A 19,657-nucleotide genomic window follows, 5' to 3' on the forward strand; every position below is an offset into this window, starting at 1 on the left:
CACAGCCGTGCGCGCCGGCGCCGGGAACGGTTCATCCCGTCCGGACGGACGGACAGTCGTCGCACGCGGGAAGGCGCAGGACGAAGCGCGCGCCCTGCTCGCTGTCCTCGACGGTCAGCGTGCCTCCGTGGGCTTCGGCGATCTCCCTGGCGATCGCCAGCCCCAGCCCGGTCCCTCCCGCGTCCCGGTTGCGCGCGGTGTCCAGCCGGGCGAAGCGGTCGAAGACCACCTCCCGGTGTTCGGCGGGGATCCCGGCGCCGTCGTCGGCGACCTCCAGGATCGCCGACGCCCCCTCGACCCGGACGCTCACGGTGATCCGCGAGGTGGCGTGGCGTTCGGCGTTGTCGAGCAGGTTGCCCAGCAGCCGGGTGATCCGCAACCGGTCGCACTCGACACAGGCGCTCTCGGCCAGATCCTCGACGATCTTGTCTCGGTGCGTCCGGCGGTTCAGTTCCGCCTTGACCAGCCGGTGCAGATCGGTTGGATCGCGGCACAGGAGCGGGCGCGCGTCCAAGCGGGTCAGGGTCAGCAGGTCGGCAGCGGTCGCCTGGAGCAGGTCCACCCCGGCGAGCACGGCGTGGGTCGTCTCGAGCCAGTCGGTGTCATGCGGGTGCAGCAGCGCCCCCTCCAGGTGGGTGCGCATGGCGGTGATGGGGGTGCGCAGCTCGTGGGAGGCGTCCGCCGTGAAACGCCGCAGCCGGGTGTAGGAGCTTTCGAGACGGTCCAGGGTGTCGTTCACGGTTTCCGCCAGGAGCCTGATCTCCTGGTAGTCCGAGGGGACCGGGATCCGCCGGTCGAGGGCGGTGAGCGTGATCTCGCCGAGTTCGGCCCTGATGGCGTTTACCGGGGCCATGGCCTTGGTGAGGTCGCGGAAGGACCACGCGGTCATCATGGCGGTCACGACCAGGGACGCGCCGACGACCAGCAGGAGGTCCGCGGTCGCGCCGTACCAGGGCACCTCCGGGATCGCCACGTAGAGCAGCCAGACCCCCTGCGGCTGGTAGACCTTGTAGGAGGTGACGGTCATACAGCCTTCCAGCCCCCGCGGCGGGCACAGCACCCGGGTGGTGCGCACGTTCCGGGCGTCGGCGCGGAAGGTCGCGATCGGCGGCCTGCCGGCGAGTTCCGGGGTCGACGCGACCACCCGGCCGCGGGTGTCCAGCACCTGGATCGCCTCGACCTCGCCCCTGGGCAGGACGGGCGGGAGCGGGCCCTGCCGGATGAGGGGCACCACCAGGTTCCAGGCGTCCGTTACGCGAGCCTGGGCGAAATCCGCCTCCCTGCCGCCGGCGAACAGCAGGAAGAGCAGGCCGACGCCGACGCACACACACGCCGCGACGGCGGCGGTCGCTGCTGTCCGGCGGGCCCGGAGCGACAGCGGATACCGGCTCAGCATGATGCTTCCCCGGGGACCGGGCGCTCGCCCCCGGGGTCGGAGCGCCGCGCGGAAGGGCCGGAGGCGGGATCGCGTTCGCGGGCCTGCCGGCAGAGCACGGCGAGCGCGCGCGCCGAGGGGCTGCCGGGCGCGGCCTGGATGGTGACCAGTTGCTGGCCGGGCGCCTCGGCGACGGAGAACATGTCGCAGTCGAGCGTCAGCTCCCCGACAAGATCATGGCGGAAGCACACGACGTGGCTGATCTCTTTCCGCACGTCGTGCCGGGCCCACAGGCGGCGGAAGTCGTCGCTGCGATCGGACAGCTCGTCGACCAGCTCGGCCAGGCGGGGGTCGCCGAGGTCCCTGCCGACGACGGCGCGCAGGTGGGCGACCGCGTTGTGCGCGACGAACTCCCAGTCGGGGTAGAACCTCCGCGCGGCGGCGTCGAGGAAGATCGTGTCGAGTACGTTGCCGCCCACCTTCAGCCCCGCGCGCAGCCCCTGCCGGTAGAAGGCCACGGCCGGCGGGTTGATGGCCAGCACGTCCATGCATCGGCTCATCACGAAGGCCGGCGTCCGCCAGGTGTGCATCAGCCGGATCAGGTGCGGGCTGACCCGCGCCGTGGCGCCGGCCGGCACGCGTGGTCCCCGGTGGACCGGCATGTCCGTGCGCGCCAACGCGTACAGGTGAGCCGTGGCGTCCGCGCCGAGGCCGAACACCTCCGCCAGGGCGCCGAGTACCTGGTCGGACGGGTGGCGTTCGCGCCCCTGTTCCAGGCGGATGTAGTAGTCGGTGCTGACGTCGGCCAGCATCGCGACCTCCTCCCGTCGCAGACCCGGCGTCCGGCGGAGCCCGGAGTCCGGCAGTCCGATCTGGGCGGGAGTGGTGATCGCGCGCCGGGCACGAAGGAACTCGCCGAGCAGGCTTTCGCTGGCCATTACGGAAGCATATGTCCGACTTATCCAAATTGACTGGGTGTGTCACTACCAGTCAGATCCGCCGCGGAAAGCCGGTGCGGCGAGCAGGGCTGGCGAGCCCGACGAGGACGCCGGTCCGCTCGCATCACTCGTTACCCGGCTCTGATCAGGGCGGATGCATGGGAGTGCCACGGTCAGCCTGGGCGAGCAATCCCGATTTATGGTGACGGCATGAACGACAGCAGGCATCTCTGTGACCTCCTGCGGGCCCGGCCCGAGGCGCTCGCCCTCCTCCCACCGGAGAGATCATGATCATCGTTCGATGTCCCCGATCCATCCGCGGGCGTTGCACCGCGGCCACGTCCCTGCTGGTGCTGATCGTCCTGACCGCGCTCGGCGCGAGCGCCCGCCCGCCCCTCCGCCACGCCCTGGAGTCCGACGCCCGCGCCCAGGGCGGAAGGGCGGCCGGCCTGGGCATGCCGTGGCTGCTCCAGGAGTACGGGCTCGAATACCTCATGGCCGTCCTCGTCGTGGTCCTGACCGGCGGCACAGGCATGGCCACCTGGTGGGTGCTCGGCCGCGCGCTGCGCCCCATCCAGGCCATCCGCACCCATCTGGACGAGGTCACCGTGAACGATCTCGGTCGCCCCGTGCGAGTCCCGCCGGGAGACGACGAGATCGCCGAGCTGGCCCGTACCACCAACCACACCCTCGCCCGCCTCGACGAAGCCCTCGCCCGGCAACGCCGCTTCGTCGCCACCACCTCCCGCGAGCTGCGCAACCCGATCACCGGGTTGCGCGCCGAACTCGAGGACGCCCTCGACCACCCCGAGGACACCGACTTCCACCACACCTTGCGTACGGCGCTGACCATCGCCGACCGCCTCGACACCATCGTCAACGGCCTGCTCTCCCAGGCCCGCACGGACGCCGCCGACTTGGCCCGGGGCACGAGCTCCCCGGCCCCGCCGAGTTCCTCACCCGGAAAGGCGGCCGCCGGCGCGTCCTCGCACGCCTCATCCGCCTCGGACACCTCACCCACCTCGACGCCGCCCGTCACCTCGACGGCGACCTCGGCGATCACCCGCAACGCCGCCCACCGGCGCCGCGGCGGCCTCACCTTTGAGAACTCCCCCGTCGGCGCCCGCCTCGCTCCGCGCATCCCGCGACCCGGCTCTCCGGCCGCCTTTCCCTGCGAACCGGTACGCCCCGCCATCACCCCGAAGCAGTCCAGGGAAAGCCGGCCAGGCCGCACGGCGGAAGGTGACGGCCCTGAGGTAAAAAACTGCCGCCGATCATCACAGGAACGTCACACTAGGCCAATCGGACAATAGCGACATATCATCATCAAATGGACAACGGCCCCTGCAACCTGCTCGGCGAGTTCCTGCGCGCCCGGCGCGAAGCCACCAGTCCGGCACAGGCGGGCTTTCTGCACTCCCCCTCCTCCCGCACCCCGGGACTGCGGCGCGAGGAGGTCGCCATGCTCGCCGGGGTCAGTGCCTCCTACTACATCCGGCTTGAGCAGGGACGGGAACGCAACCCCTCCCCCCAGGTGCTGAGCGCCCTGGCACGGGTGCTGCGCCTGGAGCCCGACGCCATCGGCTACCTCTACTCGCTCGCCCACCCCTGGACCCGCCCCCGCATCGAGACCGGCGCCGTGGAGCGGGTCAGTCCCAGCCTGCTCCGACTCCTCCAGCTCTCCCCGCAGGCTCCCGCGATGGTGATCGGCCGGCGCCTGGACATCCTGGCCGTCAATCCGATGATCAAGGCCCTGTACGAGGGTATGACCAACATCGACAACTGCCTGCGCATGATCTATCTCGATCCGCGAGCGGCCGATTTCTACCCCGACTGGGAGAAGGCCGCCCGCGCCAAGACGGCGCAACTACGCTCCGCCGTGGCGGCCGACCCCGACGACCCGTACCTGCACGGGCTGGTGGAGGAGCTCACCGCCCGCAGCGAGGATTTCCGCCACATCTGGGCCCGCCACGAGGTGCAGACGCGCGGCAACGAGGCCAAGGAGCTGCGCCACCCGACGCTGGGCGACCTCACCCTTTCCTGGGAGGTGCTCTCCGTCAGTGGCACCGGCCAGAAATTCGTCGCCCTGGTGACCGAGCCGGGGAGCGACTCCGAACGGGCGCTGAAGGAACTGGCGAGCACGGTCGCCGGGCAGACCACCCATCGGGCCGCGACAGGGACCCCGGTGCCGTCGGCCCGGCCCACCGGCCGCTGATCCGCCGCTCGATGACGTGGAGTTCTGCTTCGCGGTGAAGAAGCTCAGTGGCCGTCGTTCTCGATCGGCACCGGGTCACGTCGATCACGTGCCGAGCGTGCGTCGCCGTTGGCTTCGCTGATCAGGTGCGCTCGGCGCAGCACGTCGACCTGAGCACGGTTGTAAAGGGCTTGGATGGCGTGGCCGACGGCGCTTCGGGCCGCTTCGGCCTGGCGCGACGTGGAGGCCTTGGGCTCCAACGTGACCGAGTGATCGGTGGCCGCGCCGGCGACGAACGGTGCGATCTGCTCGGCGAGGGCCTGCCGTGTGGCCTCGTCGGCGTCCTCGGGAAGGTCGCGGAACTCCTCGTCGAGTGCGGGGTTGGGACGCGCCTCGAGGGTCTGCCGTACCGCGTCCATCGACTCGTCCGAGAACAGCTGGGCATAGATCATGATGAGTGCGCGATCGTTGTCGCGCAGGTGCTCCGCGACGCCGCTGAACCCGGCCGGCACATCCGGTGACGCGCCCGGCCGGGACAACGTGGCCAGCTCTTGCCGGATGTTCTGGAGTCGCTCCACCGTCGCCTCGAGCTCGGCGTCGATGGCCCGGAAGACCGAGGCGCGACCGTCGGGGTCCGTTCCCATCGCCGCCACCTGCGCGAGCGGCACGCCCAGCCCGGTCAGTCGCTTGATCTGCAGAAGTCGCGTCAGGTGGCGGACCTCGTACCGCTTGTAGCCGTTGGGTTCGCGGTCGGGCTCGTCGAGCAAACCGATCTCGTGGTAGTAGCGCACCGTCTTCACCGTGCTTCCCGACAGCTCGGCTATTTCGCGCGTGCTCCAGGTCATGGGTTCCTCACCTCCTCATGCGGTACCGCACGTCTGGCGGCGTCTCTCAGCGGATGCCGGTGTCGAAGCAGGGCCGATCGGGCCGCCGCCACCGATCCCCCGACGCCCCACCCCTGGTCCTTGTCGTCACGGGCTTCGGCCTCCCCGGCTCGACGCCGGCGACGGCACTAGCCCGTGGCCCGCGCTCGCCGCTCGCGCAGCCAGACGAACACGACCATGCCGATGTTGACGGCGACGAGGATCAGCACGGACGCGTCGCCGGTGTCGGTGGACCGGTCGAGGGGGAAGGCCTCGCCGTCCGCCATCAACGTGTTGGCCGTTGTCGCCATGACGTTGTTGGCGACGTGGAACGCGACCGGTGCCTCGATGCCGCGGCTGATGATCGCCATCAGCCCAGCGCAGAAGCCGAATACCGCATAATATCCGGACAACCAGGGGTCGGTCGACCCGTGGACCGCGGCGAAGGCCAGGCTGGAGACCACGAGCCCGACGGCCAGCGCCGGGCGAACCGCGCGCACCCAGGACGCGGCGGCGGGCAGTACGGCGCTTCGGAACATCAACTCCTCACCGGCGGCCTGTATCGGAGTCGTCAGGACGGTGATCACCAGCATGACGACCGTCGTGGTGGTGACACCGAAGGCGGTCCAGCCCGGAGCGTCGGGTGCGACCAGCGCCACCACACCGATCCCGGCGCCTAGCAGCAGAGCCGCGCCTATCAGGTACTGCGCCAAACGGCGTGCGTCGAACGCCCGCGGCGAGCTGATCAGGCTGCGCCACGGCACCTTGGCCGTCCACACCAGGAGCAGGATCGCCAGCACGCCCGCCGCGCCCACGCTCAGGTTGACGGCCAGGAACTTCAACGGCGTGAAGGTGGCCGCCATCGGGTCGTCGCTGCCCTCGATGACGCCGACGACCTGGTAGAACAGAACCTGCAGGACCACCATCACCAGCGACGGCACGATGATGACCACGAGCGGCTTCCACCAGCTCATGCGAAGGTGTGCGCCGAACGGCCGGGAGCCGTCGACGGCCGGCCGAGACCGCCCTTGCGTCAGGGGGCTTGGGCGAGACGTCGCGTCTCGGGGGTCGTCGGTTCTCGATGTGTCCACCGGAAAATTCCTCTCGGGTTCGAATCGGTACGTTCGCTCCCGAGGAAACACCCTGCCGTGGGGGCACACTCAAGTCGTCGGGTGGACGCGACTCTCCTCGCGGGAAAACCCGCGACCGCTGACCGTGAGTAGTCGTACCACTCGCCGGTACGGCTCCAGGTGGGACCGAGGTGAGCGGTGGACGGGTAGGCCCGGTCCTGCGCCCTGACGGTGGCCTGCTGGACCGCGGGGTGGGAGGCGAACCGGCCGCCGGTCCCCGCCGTCCCCTCGCGCCTGAAGGCGGCGGGGTTCAGCGCCGGCCGGAGCGGGGCGGGCGTCCGCTCCCCCGCGTCACGTATCCCCGCCCACCTCGCCCGGCCTGCTCCTGCTCACGCTGCCTGCGCCGCCGCCCCAGGAACCAGCCCACCCCCAGGATCGCCAGCCCGAACGGCGTACGGGCCAGCCAGCGTGCCACCACGACCTTGAAAAACTTCTTCATGAGACCGTTCCTGCCCAGCGGCGGTTCGATTAGGCGACCGCGCGGCATCCGGCTTCATGCCGGCCTTCTCCGCGCTCGAAGAAGGCCCGGAGAAGGCCCGGAGAAGGCTGGCCCGCGGCCCGCCCGACGTGGCGATCTGCTCGTGGCGGAAGATCAGGTCCTGCCGCGTTCCACCATGATCATCGGCCGAAGGGGCGACCCGCGCGCTCACACCGGCGGCGACTCGACCGGCACCTCCGGCACCGGTGCCCGGCGAGCGTGCCGCCGCCGCACCGCGCGCAGCGCGAGCGCGCCCAGAGCGAGCAGGGCGAGCGCGAAGGCGACCCAGCCCGCGCCGACAGACGCCAGCCACCCCGCCAGGACTCCCTGCACGGCCGTCGCGGCGCCCACGATCCGGTCGTCGGCGGTCCCGCCGGAGAAGACACGCAGCTCGTACCAGCCGTAGTACACGACATACAGCCCGGCCAGCAGGAGCAGTCCGCCGCTGGCCCTGGACACGTACGGCAGCAACCGCCGCAGCCTGGCCACCGCGGCGCCCCGGGCGAGCACCACCGCCAGGGACAGGACGGCGACGACCAGGCCCATGCCGAGCGCGTAGGCCACGAACGCCGCCACGCCGCCGAGGAGGCCGGCGCCGGACAGCGAGGCCGAGGTGACGGCGAGGAACGGTCCCACCGTGCACGACAGCGAGGCCACCGCGTACGACACGCCGTAGCCGTACAGCGACAGGGGTGAGGTGGCGGGGCGGCCGGCGGCCGTCCCGGGAAGGCGGAGCAGCAGCTCGCGGCCCGTCAGCAGCCACACGCCGAGTCCCGCCAGCAGCACGCCGATGACGATCGTCACCCACGGCAGGTAACGGCCGACCGACACGGCCAGAGCGGTGACGATCACCCCGAACAGGCCGAAGACCGTGACGAAGCCCGCGGTCATGGCGGCCGACAGCAGCAGCGCCCGGGCGATCGGCCCGCCGCGGGCCGGCCCGCCTTCGGCGATCAGCAGGGTGAGGTAGGCGGGCAGCATCGCGAAGCCGCACGGGTTGAACGCGGCCACCGTGCCCGCGGCCAGTGCCAGGGCGAGCGGCACCTCGGCGACGTTCACGCTCGTATCTCCAGGTCGTCGGGGGCCATGGCGGTACGTGCGCTACCGGCCGAGCAGCCGCCGGACGTGACCGTCCAGCGCGTCCTGGTCGAGCGGGCCGGAGACCTTCGTGGTGGAGCCGTCCGGTTTCATGAACACGAACGTCGACTGCTGGCTGACGCCCAGTTTGGTCCACACCGCGCCTTTGACGTCGGCGAGGTGCGTGATGTCGCCGGTACGGGTCATCTGGACGAACTCCTTCATCGCGGCCTCGGTGTCCAGGCCCGCCACGCCGACGAACGCGACCTCGCCGAACGTGGCGGTCGCGGCCTTGACGGCGGGTGCCTCGGAAATGCACTTGGGACACCACGGCGCCCAGAACCAGAAGACCACCGGCTTACCGGCCAGGTTCGCGCCCTGGAACGACTCGCCGTCCAGTGTCCTGGCGGAGAAGGCCAGCGCGGCCGGTACCGCCGTCGGCGTGACGGCGTCGGCCGAAGCCGTCGGTGTCGCCGGCGCGGATGCCGACGTGGATGCCGACGTGGATGCCGACGTGGATGCCGACGTGGATGCCGACGTGGGCGCCGACGTGGATGGCGCCGCGGCCGGCGGCGGCGCGGTGCCGCGTGCGGGATCGGCCGTGTCGTCCCCTCCGGCGCCGCCGCACGCGCACGCCAGCAAGGCCACCGAGATCAGGGCGGTTGCCGCTCGCACTTTGATCATGCGCTCAGCGTAGGGGCAGGAGCCCCCGCGATTTCTTACGAGCTCGTGACGGCGGCGCCCCCGTGACAGCGCCTCCATGACAGCGCCCCCTTGACAGCGCCCCCTTGACGGCGCCCTCAGACTCCGGCCGTGCTCACCGTCGCCTCGATCCCGTCCAGGAGGATGGCGAGCCCGGCGGCGAAGGTGTCCCTCCCCTCCTGTTCCATGTAGGGGACGGTCTCGTCCTTGGACTCGTAGGCGCCCTCACCGGCGAGCCAGGCCGTCGTCGGGAACCGCTCGGCGAAGTCGGGCGCGACCTCCGTCAGCAGGGCCGAGCGGGCGTACCACCACTCCTCGTCCGACATCCCGGTCGCCGCCGGGGCCTGCCTCGACTCCGCGACCGTCTGCGCCGCCCCGCGCACGAAGTAGAACAGCGTCCCGACGACGTACCGCAGCGTCCCGGCCTTCAACCCGGTCTCGCGGAGGATCCGCAGCGCCTCCTCGATCATGACGTACTCGTTGGGGCCCAGCACGGGGCGTGCCTGCGACACCTGCAGCACCCACGGATGCCGTACGTAGAACTCCCAGGTCTCCCGCGCCCAGGCGGTCACCGCCGCCCGCCAGCCGTCAGTCAGGTCGTGGCGGGTGGACAGCTCGGCGAGGGCCCGGTCGTACATCAGGTCGACCAGCTCGCTCTTGCTCGGGACGTAGGTGTAGAGGGCCATGGCCGTGCGCCCGAGCCGCTCGCCCACCGCGCGCATGGAGAGCGCGGCCATTCCCTCCGCGTCGGCGACGGCGATGGCCGCGTCCACGATCAGGTCCACGCTCAGGGCGGGCTTGGGCCCGGGACGCGTCTCCCCCTGCCCCGTGGTGCGCCACAGCAGCGCCATCGAACGGCGCGCGTCGCCCTGTCCGGCGAAGACGACCACTTGCAACTCCTTACGGCATAAACTAACTTGGCCGGGCCAACTCTTTACAGCATAAGGATATCAAGTGAGAAGGTTCGTGTTCCCATCCGCCTCACCGGCCGGCGATCGCGGCCCGCGGCACGGCCGGGCCGTCGCGGACAGCCACGACGTGATCGAGGTACGCGGCGCCAGGGAGAACAACCTGGCCGACATCTCGCTGGACATTCCCAAGCGGCGGCTCACCGTCTTCACCGGGGTCTCCGGCTCGGGGAAGTCCTCCCTCGTCTTCGGCACCATCGCGGCGGAGTCACAGCGCCTGATCAACGAGACCTACACGGCCTTCGTCCAGTCGTTCATGCCGAGCCAGGGACGTCCCGACGTCGACGCCCTGCGCAACCTGAGCGCGGCGATCGTCGTCGACCAGGAGCGGATGGGCGCCAACTCCCGCTCCACGGTCGGCACGGCGACCGACGCGCAGACGATGCTGCGGATCGTCTTCAGCCGGATCGGCACCCCCCACGTCGGCACCTCGACCGCCTTCAGCTTCAACAGCGCCGAGGGCATGTGCCCGGAGTGTGAGGGGCTCGGCCGGGTGTCGGACATCGACGTCTCCCAGCTCGTCGACGTCGACCGCTCGCTCAACGAGGGCGCGATCACCGTCCCCAACTTCACCGTGGACTCGTGGTACTGGCAGGGCCTGGCCCACGCCGGATTCTTCGACCCCGACATGAAGCTGAGGGACTACACCCCGTCCCAGTGGGAGGACTTCCTCCACAAGCCCGCCACCAAAATCAAAATCGGCACGATGAACACCACCTACGAGGGGCTCCTGGTCAAGGTGCGGCGGCTGTACCTCGTCAAGGACCGGGAGTCGCTGCAGCCCCACATCCGGGCGTTCGTGGACCGGGCCGTGACGTTCACGAGCTGCCGCGCGTGCGGCGGCAGCAGGCTCAACGCCGCCGCGCTGGCCTCGAAGATCGACGGCCGCAACATCGCCGACTGCGCGGCCATGCAGATCAGCGACCTGGCCGAGTTCGTCCGGGGCATCGAGGACCCGTCGGTGGGGCCGCTGGTGGCCACCCTGCGCAACACGCTGGAGTCGCTGGTCGAGATCGGCCTGGGCTACCTGAGCCTGGACCGCGAGTCCTCCAGCCTGTCCGGAGGCGAGGCCCAGCGGGTGAAGATGGTCCGCCACCTCGGCTCCAGCCTGACCGACGTCACCTACGTCTTCGACGAGCCCACGGTGGGGCTGCACCCGCACGACATCGAGCGGATGAACAACCTGCTGCTGCTCCTGCGCGACAAGGGCAACACGGTCCTGGTCGTCGAGCACAAGCCGGAGACGATCGAGATCGCCGACCACGTGGTCGACCTGGGCCCGGGGGCGGGCTCGTCCGGCGGGCGGGTGTGCTTCACCGGTGACGTGGCCGGGCTCCGGCGCTCGGACTCCCTGACGGGCCGCCACCTGGACCACCGGGCCCGGCTGCGCGAGAAGGTACGGACGCCGCGCGGGCAGCTGTCGATCACGGGCGCCACCCTGCACAACCTCAAGGACGTGAGCGTCGACATCCCGCTGGGCGTGCTCACCGTCGTCACCGGCGTCGCCGGGTCCGGCAAGAGCTCGCTGATCCACGGCTCGCTCCCCCGCAGGGAGGGCGTCGCCGTGGTCGACCAGACCGCGATCCGCGGGTCCCGCCGCAGCAACCCGGCCACCTACACCGGGCTGCTCGACCCGATCCGCACCGCCTTCGCGAAGACCAACGGGGTCAAGGCGGCCCTGTTCAGCGCGAACTCCGAGGGCGCCTGCCCCAACTGCAAGGGCATCGGCCTCGTCTACACCGACCTCGCCATGATGGCCGGGGTGGCGTCGGTCTGCGAGCAGTGCGAGGGCAGGCGGTTCACGCCCGAGGTGCTCACCCACAAGCTGCGCGGCAAGGACATCAGCGAGGTGCTGGGCATGTCGGTGACCGAGGCCCGCGACTTCTTCGCTCCCGGCTCCGGCGCGGGTTCGGGGGCGAGCTTCGGCGCGGCGCGGGCCGTCCTCGACCGGCTCTCCGACGTGGGCCTGGGCTACCTCGGCCTAGGCCAGCCGCTCACCACCCTGTCCGGCGGCGAGCGGCAGCGGCTGAAGCTGGCCATCCGGATGGCGGAGAAGGCCGCGACGTACGTGCTGGACGAGCCGACCACCGGTCTGCACCTGGCGGACGTGGACCAGTTGCTCGCCCTGCTGGACCGGATCGTCGACGACGGCAACACGGTCGTCGTCATCGAGCACCACCAGGCCGTGATGGCCCACGCCGACTGGATCGTCGACCTCGGCCCCGGGGCCGGTCACGACGGCGGCCGGATCGTCTTCACCGGCACCCCCGCCGACCTCGTCTCGGAAGGGGACTCCCTCACCGCCCGGCACCTGCGCGCCTACCTGGGAAAGAACGCCGACCGGCAGGACCTCACCGGAGCAGGGGACACCAGGGCGAACATCTGAGCCCGAAGCGGCCGGACGGTGATGCTCGTGGCGAGCATCCGCGAACAGGTGAGAGCTCTTGACGCGACGGGGGCTCTCACCTCAGGCGGCCACCGGACAGGATCGGCGGATCTCAGACGTCGAACTCGCCGCCCTTGACACCGCCCAGGAACGCCGACCACTCACTCGGGCCGAAAACAAGCGCCGGGCCGGCCGGATTCTTGCTGTCCCTGACCGCGATGACCCCGGGCAGATTACCGGCGACCTCGACGCATTCACCGCCGTTGTTGCCACTGCGGGAACTCTTTCTCCACACAGCCCCGGTGAGATCCGGACCGTTCAGGTCCTTAAGTTCCATCGCTCTACTGCTTCCTTGATCTTTTCGAGTGATTCGCCTGGGCGATATGCCTATGTCCTCAGCCGTTCATACCAGCCCAAGAGCCGCGTGACGAGATCATGTTCCGCTGAAAGCCCACCTTCACCTGCGGAATTTGAGCAGCTCAGGCGAGATGGTCGAATTCGCCGTCCTTGGCTCCGGACAACCATGCGTTCCACTCGTCGGGAGTGAACACGAGCGTCTCCGCCGTGGGGATGAGGCGCATCGCTATATGGTCGTCGACGAACACGATCGACAGATGGATGTTGCCGGGATCGGGGGCGGACAACCACTCGGCGGCGGTCAGCCCGAGGTCTGCGGCTGCCGGTTTGAGCAGGTGAGATGGCGCTTCGAGAAGGTGCGTGGGCAGGTCGTAGGAGCCGTTCCGTGCTTCGGTCACCAGGGATTTCCAGGCATCGAGCGTGCACAGCAACCTGGAGCCGTCCGGGTTCTTGGAGTCGCGGATGGCGACCCCGGACGGAGTTGGCTTCACCTGGACGCACTGCTGGCCGCTGCCGCTGTAGCTGCTAGTGATCCAACCCTGTTCATCGGTCATTGAACCGCCTTCCTCACGTCCTTGATCAGCGTCACCGACTCGTCGGGGGCGAGGGCTTTGCCGCGTGCGGTCTCGGCGGCCCGGTAATACCGGGCGACGTCATCGGGTGCCTCCACGAAGATATCTCCGAAAAGACCTTCCTGATGGGCTACAGATGGGTCTTCTTTGTCGGGAAAGTCCAAAATGGTGAATTCGCCGTCCAAGCCGGGGTGGCCGCCTGCGGCGAGAGGGATGACCTGAAGGGTGACCGCCGGATGCGCGGCGACGTCGATCAGGTGGTCGAGCTGGGTGCGGGCGATCTGGATGCCGCCGATCTGTCGCCACAGGATGGCCTCATCGAGGATGGCGGTTATCTGAGGCGGTTCGGCTCGGGCGAGAAGTCGGTGCCGGTTGATCCGCGCTTCGACGCGTCGGCGTACCTCCTGTTCGGAACCGTCCAGCAGGGTCGCCGCGATCAGGGCGTGGGCGTAGTCGGGAGTTTGCAGCAGGCCGGGGATGTTCTGGGCGACGAAGGTGATCGCTGAGGCGTCGTCTTCCAGGACGAAGTACGACCCGCCCTTGTACATGTCGCTGTAGGCCAGCCACCAACCGCGCTTCCATGCCTCCCTGCAGAGCTTGGCAAGCGCTTCGCCCTGTGGAGAGGGCACACCGTAGACGCCCAAAAGCAGTTCGAGGTCTTCGAGGATGAGGCGGCTTTCCCCGTTTTCGACCCGGTAGATCTTCGAGCGGGACCACCCGAGTCGTTTGGCAACCTGTTCGGGCGAAAGGCCGCATGACTCGCGAATGGCGCGTAGTTCTCGCAGGAGTCGACGACCACGAACCGACAAGCTGTAGCGCATTCCGTTACCTCTATGTCCGTTTCTGGGATGACTTTTCCCTAATTTCACCCGGCACCCCGGCCGCGAATTTGGGATTTCTCATCAATGAGCAGTTGCGGAATAAGGAAGTCTCACATAATGATAGCCATGCAACACGCTCCGTAGCGAGAAAGTCGCACTAAGTTCCAGTCGGCTCGATCGCGGAACCGCCTCTGTTTCCACCTATTAGGAGCAACGATGCTCATCGAGCGCGTTCCCGCCCCGGACCCCGACGAGTACGGCAGACCCCGCAAACGCTTCCGGATGGTCGCCTGGTGCCTGCCTCCCGGTAGTGCGGCCCGGCGGGCCCGGGAAGTGTTCCGCGACCGGCTGGCCAAACTGCCTCTGGACTCAGATGTGCTCGACGAGCTGGAGATCGTGGTCTCCGAGCTGGTCACCAACGCCACCCGCTACGCCCCCGGCCCCTACGAACTCCGTCTCCTGCACGACCACGGCCTGCCCGTCCGCGCCGAGGTCGTCGACGCCGGAGCCGGAACCACCCTCATCGACCACCTCCTGCACCGCCCCCTATCCGTCCCCGAGCGCGTCGACGCCCTCGAACTCGGCGGCCGGGGCCTGCGCATCGTCGCCGAACTCACCCACGGACGTTGCGGCACCCAGTGGACCCGCCTGTGCGGCACCGGCCAGCTCGGCACCGCCGTCTGGTTCGACCTCCCCACCCAGCACCACAGGCCCTGACCTCCGGGGCGGCCGGGATCGTCCCCCGATCCTCACCGACCCCGGAGCCGGTCCACGCCCACGGCTCCCCCGTGCCGGGCGTGGACCGCACCCGGAGGCCGGCGTCCACGGACCCGATCCCACCCTCGTCCGGGGCGCCGGCCTCCCCCATCCCCCTGCGACGGCCCCGGCACATGCCCGACCATCTTGCTTCTCGGTGTTGAGCCCCGGCCGCTCTCTTCCCTCGTCCTCCGCCGCTCGGTCACGAGGAGGTCGGCACATTGGTCCTCCGTCATGCCCCTCCGCCAGGCTGTGCTGTGAGGATCAGATTCGCGACCTTTTCAGGATTCTCGCGTCTGACGGTCTGAAGGTCAGGACCGTTCCGCATGGACACCAGGTAACAACCCGAACGCAACCCCACGGTCACCGTGCCTATGATCACCCCCGCGTCGCCGTGAACGACCAGCTCAGGGACGTGCCGCACACGCCGTCCCAGGGGTAACGGCCTGCCGTCCTGAACCAGCTTCAAGCTGATCTTGTGGACGGGCTTGGCGGTCATCCCCCGTTCCCTCAGCAACCGTCGCGCAACTCCCAGGGACTCATCGTGCTCCTCTGCCGTTGCGTCGGTTACCTCATCGTTCCCGTGTTCCTCGGTGAGGGACTCCGCTGTCTGTCCGGTCGCCATGCACCGACCGTAGAAACGGACTCGCACCCAGACCATGGAGTTGCGGAATGTTGCGCTATTTCGCGGAGGGTAGTTCCTGCGCGGCCGAAGTGACGATGTGACGCGCGGCCTTCCCATAGACGGCGATACTCGCGAGATGACCGAACATACGTAAGTACAACTTGACCTCGGAAGGGCGGGTGACTTCGACGTTCGCGGTCGGTGTCTCCAGGCACACCAATTCGTCATCGAAAATCCAGAAACCGGTGGAGGACACGCAGGGCCGCTCGATCATCATGGGGATGATGCCGATCGAGACCGCCGGTAACGACATGACGGTGAGCAGGCGGTCAAGCTGTCCGGCCTGGACTTCGGCCGTACCGAACCATGTGCGTAGAGACTGTTCCTCGATGAGCACGCTGAAGTGCTTGCCCGCCTGGTAGATGACCCGCTGACGCTCCATGCGGGCGCTCACAGAGGCTTCCAGGTCGTTAGGGGTGTCGAGAAACGAGATCCAGAACGAGAGCATCGCGGCCGCGTAGTCGGCCGTCTGAAACAAGCCGGGGATCACGTTGTGCTCGTAGATCCGAAACAGCGAAGTCCGCTCGTACAGGGGAACATGCACCTGCATCAGGCGCTTCATACCAGCGTGCGTCTGACGCCGGAACTCTTGGTACATGGACTGGATGGACCGAATGGCGGCGATCAGATCCAGGATCTGGTCCTCGGCATCGCAGATTCGACACCAGATCCGGATCTCTTCCTCGGTGGGGGTTTTGCCCCCGTGCTCCATACGGCTGACCTTGGTGTAGTGCCAACCCGCTTCGGCCGCCAGGGCGCGGCCGGTGAAGTCGGCGCCCGTACGGATCTCACGAAGGCGCTGTCCGAGAGCTTCGGCGGCCTGCCGAGCGGGACTAAGTTGGCGTGTACTCACTGTGGGGGATCGCGAACTTCCAGACGGACTCGAAAGCGCTCTTGCACAGCGCTATGTCGCCTGGATCGGTAGAAGTCACCTTCGTTCTTCCCAGGCCGTTGCCAGCGTAGTGGAGGAACACCGCCAGGCGGTCGTCGAACAGGTAGAAGTCGTTGCCCGGCAGGGGGATCGACGAGACCAGACGGCGAGGGACCCAGCGGATGTCCTCGCCGGCTTCCACCATCGGATGAGCGATGCTGTGTGACCAGCGCTGATAGTCGCTCAGCGGCTCCGACACGATGCGTGCTCTTCGTACCGTCTTGCCTGCCTTCACATGTTCGCGCAGTGTGGCGCACCAGCCTTGCAGCCACTCCAGGTCATCCGGCTCTCCGGCCTCCCATTTGGCCATATAGGGCAGCTCCACCGAGGTGCCGTAGGCATCCCGCGTTTCCAGGTGGACGGCGCTGTGCTCGAAGCCGACCAATAGTTCCTCGAACGCGTCATCAGAGATGTTCATGGGCCTGCGGGCGTGAAGAACCGAAGCATTCGGTCGGGGATCTCGCAGGCGATCTCCCCTGGAGGGAGGTCCAGCTGGGCGAGGGCTTCCGGGTCGGTGACGACCCAGCCCTGTACAACCCAGCTACCACGGTCTGTTCGGTAGATGGTCGGTGATCCGGTCGGGTTACTGTCGGGATCTTTACCCATGAACGTTAGGCGCATAATCGGCTCCTCACTCTCGTGGTGCGGAATGTTGCGGACTTCCGAGGCGATCGCGACTCCCTCACGCAACATCGTCAACCTTCATGGACCGGCTTGTCAGCCGATACCTAATGTCGGGGCAGACCGACCCCATCACATGGAGGTTTGCCCATGACACCCGACTTGTACGAAAAAACGGACCTGTCTGCCGCGAAGTTCACCCGCATTCCTTGCGGCGGGTCGAACGACGACGACGGCGAAGGCGAGGCGTGCCCGGAGTTGGCCGTCATCGGTGGCGGCGTCTTCGCCCTGCGCGACAGCAAGAACCTCGGGGCGGGGACGCTCCTGTTCAACGGTGCTGAGCTGGCCGCTTTGCGCGACGGCATCGGCAGCCTGATCTAGCCCACCACAATGCGACCTTGCCTGTGATGCCGCAGGCAAGGTCGTCAGTCGCACAGCGAGAGGACTAATGCATCATTTTCACGCGTATACGTGGACAGGTCAGGCAGCGTCTTATCTAAATGCCGAGGGTATTCGCAGGCCATTTCATCCAGAATTTTTGTCCTCACCTCTTCCACCCATGAGATTGTGCGATTGGCTACTCAAACCACACAACCGCATTGTTGCCTCGTTCGGCCAAACCGGCGACGCTGCGACCTGGCTTATTGACCAGTACGACACGGCTTGCCCCTCGTTCCATCTTCCCGATCAAGAGGCGAAGATCGGCCGAGAGCACCGCTACGAAGGAGCGGCGAAGGCACTATCTGGTGGTACCGATATCCAGTGGGGCTTCTACCTCAAGGGGGAGCGGTTCGCCTCGATGGGAGTTGCCTGCTGCCCGAACAAACACGCGCCCGACTACGAGTGTCCGGCAGGTCGACAGTGGTCGGCACGGTAATACACGTTGCTTGAACGATTAAAGGGGCGGGACGCACCCCGGTTCCTGCTCGACGTCCATCTGGGCACCCTGGCGCAACGGCTCCGGTTGCTGGGCCTGGACGCGACCTACGCGTCGGGGATCGCGCGGAAAGCCGTGGCGGTGGTGATCCACGGGATGGGTCCGGTGTCCCGGTCTCTGGCGTCCTGCCCGCCGACCTGGCACAGGTTCCTCTCCATACATCGCCACTGGCGCAACGTGTTGAGCTTGCGCCACTGCGGCGCCCCCTGCCGGTTGTTCAAGACCCGGGCACGAAGCACCCCGCAAGCCATGTCGCCCCGGCGGGGTGCCGTCGGGTCCGGAAACCCCTGTCCGGAAAGCCGGGGCGGCGAAGACCTCTCGCTCCGCTTTGACATCCTCGGGCCACAAGGTTCATCCTAGGGTCATTAGTTTTTTCCTAATAGCCCTAGGATGAAGGTGGGACGCACATGGCGCGGGCCGGGTTGACGCCGGACCGGGTGACGCTCGCGGGCGCCGAGCTGGCGGACGAGGTCGGGCTCGACCACGTGACCATGTCGGCGGTGGCGCGGCGGCTCGGGGTGAAGGACGCGAGCCTGTACGTGCACGTGCGCGGCCTGGAGGACCTGCGCGGGCGGATCGCGCTGCTGGCGGCGGACGAGAAGACCATCCGCATCGCCGAAGCCACCGCCGGGCAGGCGGGGCAGGACGCGCTGGTGGCGTTCGCGAACGTCTGGCGGGCCTACGCCCACGACCACCCCGGCCGGTACACCGCGACACAGATCCCGACGCAGATCGATCCCGAGCTCGCGGCCCGGGCGCCCGGCCCGCGGCGCGCGGTCGAGCTGACCTACAGCATGCTGCGCGCCTACGCACTGGCCGAGCCCGACCTGACCGACGCGGTCCGGCTCGTGCGCAGCACGCTCCACGGCTTCGTCAGTCTCGAGGCCGCCGGCGGGTTCGCGCACGCGCGCCCGGCCGAGGAGTCCTGGGCCCGCTGCCTCGACGCCCTGCACTCCCTCCTGGAGCGCTGGCCCGCACCCCGTGAAGGAGACCCCTCATGACCGACCCGACCACCGGCCGCCTGCGTGTGGACGGCGCCACCCTGCACTACGAGGTGCGTGGGAGCGGCCCGCTCCTGCTGCTGATCCCCGGCGGCGCCGGCGACGCGGCTTCCTACGACGGCGTCGCCGACGACCTGGCCGCCGACCACACGGTCGCGTCCTATGACCCGCGCGGCCTGTCCCGCAGCCCGCTGGATGACCCGCAGGCCACCCAGCAGGTCGCGCGGCATGCCGACGACGCGTTCCGGCTGCTGCGACTGCTGTCTCCGGACGCGCCCGCGCGCGTGGTCGGCTGCAGCTCGGGGGCGATCGTCGCGATGCACCTGCTCACCGCCCATCCCGGGCGGATCGAACGCGTGGTGGCGCATGAGCCGCCGGCGGTGGAGGTGCTACCGGACGCCGCCGAGCACCGCGCGCTGCTCGCCCGCGTCCAGGACACGTTCCGCCGGGACGGCCTGATGCCCGCGGTGGCCGAGTTCGCGGCGGGCCTGCGGCGGCCGGGTGCCGAGGAGCCCGTCGCCGCCGAGACGGCCGTCGAGCTGCCGCCGGGGGCGGCGGCGCGAGCTGAGCGGACGATGGCGAACATGCCCTACTTCCTCGGTCGTATCGTGCCGAGCTTCATGGCCTATGTCCCGGACGTGGATCGCCTGGCGGCCCTGTCGGACCGGCTCGTGCTCGCGGGCGGGGCGGACTCGCGCGGTGAACTGCCCTACCGCCCCGCCGCCCTCCTCGCCGAGCGGTTCGGCACGGAGCTCGTCCACTTCCCCGGCGGGCACACGGGCCTCAGCACACACCCCGCCGAGTTCGCCGAACTGCTCCGCAAGGTGCTGGGCGCCTGAGCGCGCGCGGCGGTCGTGTCCCGGGA

Annotated in this window: 23 protein-coding genes and 1 pseudogene; 9 read left to right on the top strand and 15 right to left on the bottom strand. The window is 68.9% G+C overall.

Annotation, left to right across the window (positions count from 1 at the left end; genetic code table 11):
• Positions 1 to 31 precede the first annotated feature (31 nt).
• A complete protein-coding gene (locus tag ACTOQ2_RS32800; protein WP_440104694.1) occupies positions 32 to 1,396 on the bottom strand; it encodes a sensor histidine kinase in 1,365 nt (454 codons plus the stop codon).
• Entirely contained in the window at positions 1,390 to 2,313 is a 924-nt protein-coding gene (locus ACTOQ2_RS32805) for a helix-turn-helix domain-containing protein (protein ID WP_440104695.1), read from the bottom strand. Before ACTOQ2_RS32805 ends, ACTOQ2_RS32800 begins: the two co-directional genes overlap by 7 nt.
• A 287-nt stretch (positions 2,314 to 2,600) precedes the next feature.
• Between ACTOQ2_RS32805 and ACTOQ2_RS32810 the strand changes: the two genes are divergently transcribed.
• Both ACTOQ2_RS32810 and ACTOQ2_RS32815 read left to right on the top strand, forming a co-directional pair.
• Positions 2,601 to 3,626, top strand: coding sequence for a sensor histidine kinase (locus ACTOQ2_RS32810; protein ID WP_440104696.1), 1,026 nt, complete (start codon positions 2,601 to 2,603; stop codon positions 3,624 to 3,626).
• A 17-nt stretch (positions 3,627 to 3,643) separates the two neighbouring features.
• Positions 3,644 to 4,528 (top strand): helix-turn-helix domain-containing protein, encoded by an 885-nt coding sequence (locus ACTOQ2_RS32815; protein ID WP_440104697.1) that lies wholly within the window; start codon positions 3,644 to 3,646, stop codon positions 4,526 to 4,528.
• Between the two features lie 44 nt (positions 4,529 to 4,572).
• Here ACTOQ2_RS32815 and ACTOQ2_RS32820 read toward each other — a convergent pair whose 3' ends face one another.
• The 5 genes from ACTOQ2_RS32820 to ACTOQ2_RS32840 all read right to left on the bottom strand — a co-directional run bounded on the left by ACTOQ2_RS32820 (position 4,573) and on the right by ACTOQ2_RS32840 (position 8,475).
• Positions 4,573 to 5,352: a helix-turn-helix domain-containing protein gene (locus ACTOQ2_RS32820; protein ID WP_440104698.1), complete on the bottom strand. Its 780-nt coding sequence runs from the start codon at positions 5,350 to 5,352 to the stop codon at positions 4,573 to 4,575.
• Between the two features lie 167 nt (positions 5,353 to 5,519).
• On the bottom strand, positions 5,520 to 6,344 hold the full coding sequence (locus tag ACTOQ2_RS32825; RefSeq protein ID WP_440104699.1) for a lysostaphin resistance A-like protein: 825 nt from the start codon (positions 6,342 to 6,344) through the stop codon (positions 5,520 to 5,522).
• Positions 6,345 to 6,750: 406 nt separating this feature from the next.
• Complete coding sequence (locus ACTOQ2_RS32830) at positions 6,751 to 6,939, bottom strand: DUF6203 family protein (protein ID WP_350977490.1); 189 nt, start codon at positions 6,937 to 6,939, stop codon at positions 6,751 to 6,753.
• Between the two features lie 207 nt (positions 6,940 to 7,146).
• On the bottom strand, positions 7,147 to 8,037 hold the full coding sequence (locus tag ACTOQ2_RS32835; protein WP_440104700.1) for a cytochrome c biogenesis CcdA family protein: 891 nt from the start codon (positions 8,035 to 8,037) through the stop codon (positions 7,147 to 7,149).
• Positions 8,038 to 8,079: 42 nt separating this feature from the next.
• Positions 8,080 to 8,475, bottom strand: a complete 396-nt coding sequence (locus ACTOQ2_RS32840; RefSeq protein ID WP_440104760.1) for a redoxin domain-containing protein — start codon at positions 8,473 to 8,475, stop codon at positions 8,080 to 8,082.
• Between the two features lie 22 nt (positions 8,476 to 8,497).
• Here ACTOQ2_RS32840 and ACTOQ2_RS32845 point away from each other — a divergent pair, with 22 nt between their 5' ends.
• A complete protein-coding gene (locus tag ACTOQ2_RS32845) occupies positions 8,498 to 8,752 on the top strand; it encodes a hypothetical protein (protein WP_440104762.1) in 255 nt (84 codons plus the stop codon).
• A gap of 103 nt (positions 8,753 to 8,855) precedes the next feature.
• Here ACTOQ2_RS32845 and ACTOQ2_RS32850 read toward each other — a convergent pair whose 3' ends face one another.
• The gene (locus ACTOQ2_RS32850) at positions 8,856 to 9,647 is read right to left on the bottom strand and encodes a TetR/AcrR family transcriptional regulator C-terminal domain-containing protein (protein ID WP_440104701.1); all 792 of its coding nucleotides are present in this window, start codon (positions 9,645 to 9,647) and stop codon (positions 8,856 to 8,858) included.
• 76 nt (positions 9,648 to 9,723) lie between these two features.
• Here ACTOQ2_RS32850 and ACTOQ2_RS32855 point away from each other — a divergent pair, with 76 nt between their 5' ends.
• The gene (locus ACTOQ2_RS32855; RefSeq protein ID WP_440104761.1) at positions 9,724 to 12,111 is read left to right on the top strand and encodes an ATP-binding cassette domain-containing protein; all 2,388 of its coding nucleotides are present in this window, start codon (positions 9,724 to 9,726) and stop codon (positions 12,109 to 12,111) included.
• A 112-nt stretch (positions 12,112 to 12,223) separates the two neighbouring features.
• Here the strand turns inward: ACTOQ2_RS32855 and ACTOQ2_RS32860 are convergent, their stop codons facing one another.
• The 3 genes from ACTOQ2_RS32860 to ACTOQ2_RS32870 all read right to left on the bottom strand — a co-directional run bounded on the left by ACTOQ2_RS32860 (position 12,224) and on the right by ACTOQ2_RS32870 (position 13,861).
• A complete protein-coding gene (locus ACTOQ2_RS32860) occupies positions 12,224 to 12,448 on the bottom strand; it encodes a DUF397 domain-containing protein (RefSeq protein ID WP_440104702.1) in 225 nt (74 codons plus the stop codon).
• 142 nt (positions 12,449 to 12,590) lie between these two features.
• Positions 12,591 to 13,022, bottom strand: coding sequence for a DUF397 domain-containing protein (locus ACTOQ2_RS32865; RefSeq protein WP_440104703.1), 432 nt, complete (start codon positions 13,020 to 13,022; stop codon positions 12,591 to 12,593).
• Positions 13,019 to 13,861 (bottom strand): helix-turn-helix domain-containing protein, encoded by an 843-nt coding sequence (locus ACTOQ2_RS32870; protein ID WP_440104704.1) that lies wholly within the window; start codon positions 13,859 to 13,861, stop codon positions 13,019 to 13,021. Before ACTOQ2_RS32870 ends, ACTOQ2_RS32865 begins: the two co-directional genes overlap by 4 nt.
• 216 nt (positions 13,862 to 14,077) lie before the next feature.
• On the opposite strand from ACTOQ2_RS32870, the gene ACTOQ2_RS32875 reads away from it, so the two are divergent.
• Positions 14,078 to 14,578, top strand: a complete 501-nt coding sequence (locus tag ACTOQ2_RS32875; RefSeq protein ID WP_440104705.1) for an ATP-binding protein — start codon at positions 14,078 to 14,080, stop codon at positions 14,576 to 14,578.
• 271 nt (positions 14,579 to 14,849) lie between these two features.
• Here ACTOQ2_RS32875 and ACTOQ2_RS32880 read toward each other — a convergent pair whose 3' ends face one another.
• The 3 genes from ACTOQ2_RS32880 to ACTOQ2_RS32890 are packed head-to-tail and all read right to left on the bottom strand — an operon-like array spanning position 14,850 to position 16,651.
• Positions 14,850 to 15,242 (bottom strand): hypothetical protein, encoded by a 393-nt coding sequence (locus ACTOQ2_RS32880; protein WP_440104706.1) that lies wholly within the window; start codon positions 15,240 to 15,242, stop codon positions 14,850 to 14,852.
• A gap of 55 nt (positions 15,243 to 15,297) precedes the next feature.
• Complete coding sequence (locus ACTOQ2_RS32885; RefSeq protein ID WP_440104707.1) at positions 15,298 to 16,155, bottom strand: helix-turn-helix domain-containing protein; 858 nt, start codon at positions 16,153 to 16,155, stop codon at positions 15,298 to 15,300.
• A complete protein-coding gene (locus ACTOQ2_RS32890; protein WP_440104708.1) occupies positions 16,136 to 16,651 on the bottom strand; it encodes a DUF6879 family protein in 516 nt (171 codons plus the stop codon). The genes ACTOQ2_RS32885 and ACTOQ2_RS32890 overlap by 20 nt, the downstream gene beginning before the upstream one ends.
• Positions 16,652 to 17,004: 353 nt before the next feature.
• Between ACTOQ2_RS32890 and ACTOQ2_RS32895 the strand changes: the two genes are divergently transcribed.
• Both ACTOQ2_RS32895 and ACTOQ2_RS32900 read left to right on the top strand, forming a co-directional pair.
• On the top strand, positions 17,005 to 17,235 hold the full coding sequence (locus ACTOQ2_RS32895; RefSeq protein WP_440104709.1) for a DUF397 domain-containing protein: 231 nt from the start codon (positions 17,005 to 17,007) through the stop codon (positions 17,233 to 17,235).
• Positions 17,236 to 17,737: 502 nt separating this feature from the next.
• Positions 17,738 to 17,818: pseudogene (locus ACTOQ2_RS32900) on the top strand (hypothetical protein); the annotation flags it as partial.
• Between the two features lie 20 nt (positions 17,819 to 17,838).
• Here the strand turns inward: ACTOQ2_RS32900 and ACTOQ2_RS32905 are convergent.
• Entirely contained in the window at positions 17,839 to 18,030 is a 192-nt protein-coding gene (locus tag ACTOQ2_RS32905) for a hypothetical protein (RefSeq protein WP_440104763.1), read from the bottom strand.
• Positions 18,031 to 18,198: 168 nt separating this feature from the next.
• Between ACTOQ2_RS32905 and ACTOQ2_RS32910 the strand changes: the two genes are divergently transcribed.
• Positions 18,199 to 18,792 (top strand): TetR/AcrR family transcriptional regulator, encoded by a 594-nt coding sequence (locus ACTOQ2_RS32910; protein WP_362691558.1) that lies wholly within the window; start codon positions 18,199 to 18,201, stop codon positions 18,790 to 18,792.
• Positions 18,789 to 19,631, top strand: a complete 843-nt coding sequence (locus ACTOQ2_RS32915; protein WP_440104711.1) for an alpha/beta fold hydrolase — start codon at positions 18,789 to 18,791, stop codon at positions 19,629 to 19,631. The genes ACTOQ2_RS32910 and ACTOQ2_RS32915 overlap by 4 nt, the downstream gene beginning before the upstream one ends.
• The last annotated feature ends 26 nt before the right edge of the window (positions 19,632 to 19,657 follow it).

Source organism: Streptosporangium sp. H16 (genome assembly GCF_051918855.1).
Classification (GTDB): Bacteria; Actinomycetota; Actinomycetes; order Streptosporangiales; family Streptosporangiaceae; genus Streptosporangium.

Bases quoted from the DNA above. Each gene is read 5' to 3' on its own strand.
- ACTOQ2_RS32800 (WP_440104694.1), bottom strand. From the start codon at position 1,396: ATGCTGAGCCGGTATCCGCTGTCGCTCCGGGCCCGCCGGACAGCAGCG.
- ACTOQ2_RS32805 (WP_440104695.1), bottom strand. From the start codon at position 2,313: ATGGCCAGCGAAAGCCTGCTCGGCGAGTTCCTTCGTGCCCGGCGCGCG.
- ACTOQ2_RS32810 (WP_440104696.1), top strand. From the start codon at position 2,601: ATGATCATCGTTCGATGTCCCCGATCCATCCGCGGGCGTTGCACCGCG.
- ACTOQ2_RS32815 (WP_440104697.1), top strand. From the start codon at position 3,644: ATGGACAACGGCCCCTGCAACCTGCTCGGCGAGTTCCTGCGCGCCCGG.
- ACTOQ2_RS32820 (WP_440104698.1), bottom strand. From the start codon at position 5,352: ATGACCTGGAGCACGCGCGAAATAGCCGAGCTGTCGGGAAGCACGGTG.
- ACTOQ2_RS32825 (WP_440104699.1), bottom strand. From the start codon at position 6,344: ATGAGCTGGTGGAAGCCGCTCGTGGTCATCATCGTGCCGTCGCTGGTG.
- ACTOQ2_RS32830 (WP_350977490.1), bottom strand. From the start codon at position 6,939: ATGAAGAAGTTTTTCAAGGTCGTGGTGGCACGCTGGCTGGCCCGTACG.
- ACTOQ2_RS32860 (WP_440104702.1), bottom strand. From the start codon at position 12,448: ATGGAACTTAAGGACCTGAACGGTCCGGATCTCACCGGGGCTGTGTGG.
- ACTOQ2_RS32865 (WP_440104703.1), bottom strand. From the start codon at position 13,022: ATGACCGATGAACAGGGTTGGATCACTAGCAGCTACAGCGGCAGCGGC.
- ACTOQ2_RS32870 (WP_440104704.1), bottom strand. From the start codon at position 13,861: ATGCGCTACAGCTTGTCGGTTCGTGGTCGTCGACTCCTGCGAGAACTA.
- ACTOQ2_RS32875 (WP_440104705.1), top strand. From the start codon at position 14,078: ATGCTCATCGAGCGCGTTCCCGCCCCGGACCCCGACGAGTACGGCAGA.
- ACTOQ2_RS32880 (WP_440104706.1), bottom strand. From the start codon at position 15,242: ATGGCGACCGGACAGACAGCGGAGTCCCTCACCGAGGAACACGGGAAC.
- ACTOQ2_RS32890 (WP_440104708.1), bottom strand. From the start codon at position 16,651: ATGAACATCTCTGATGACGCGTTCGAGGAACTATTGGTCGGCTTCGAG.
- ACTOQ2_RS32895 (WP_440104709.1), top strand. From the start codon at position 17,005: ATGACACCCGACTTGTACGAAAAAACGGACCTGTCTGCCGCGAAGTTC.
- ACTOQ2_RS32910 (WP_362691558.1), top strand. From the start codon at position 18,199: ATGGCGCGGGCCGGGTTGACGCCGGACCGGGTGACGCTCGCGGGCGCC.
- ACTOQ2_RS32915 (WP_440104711.1), top strand. From the start codon at position 18,789: ATGACCGACCCGACCACCGGCCGCCTGCGTGTGGACGGCGCCACCCTG.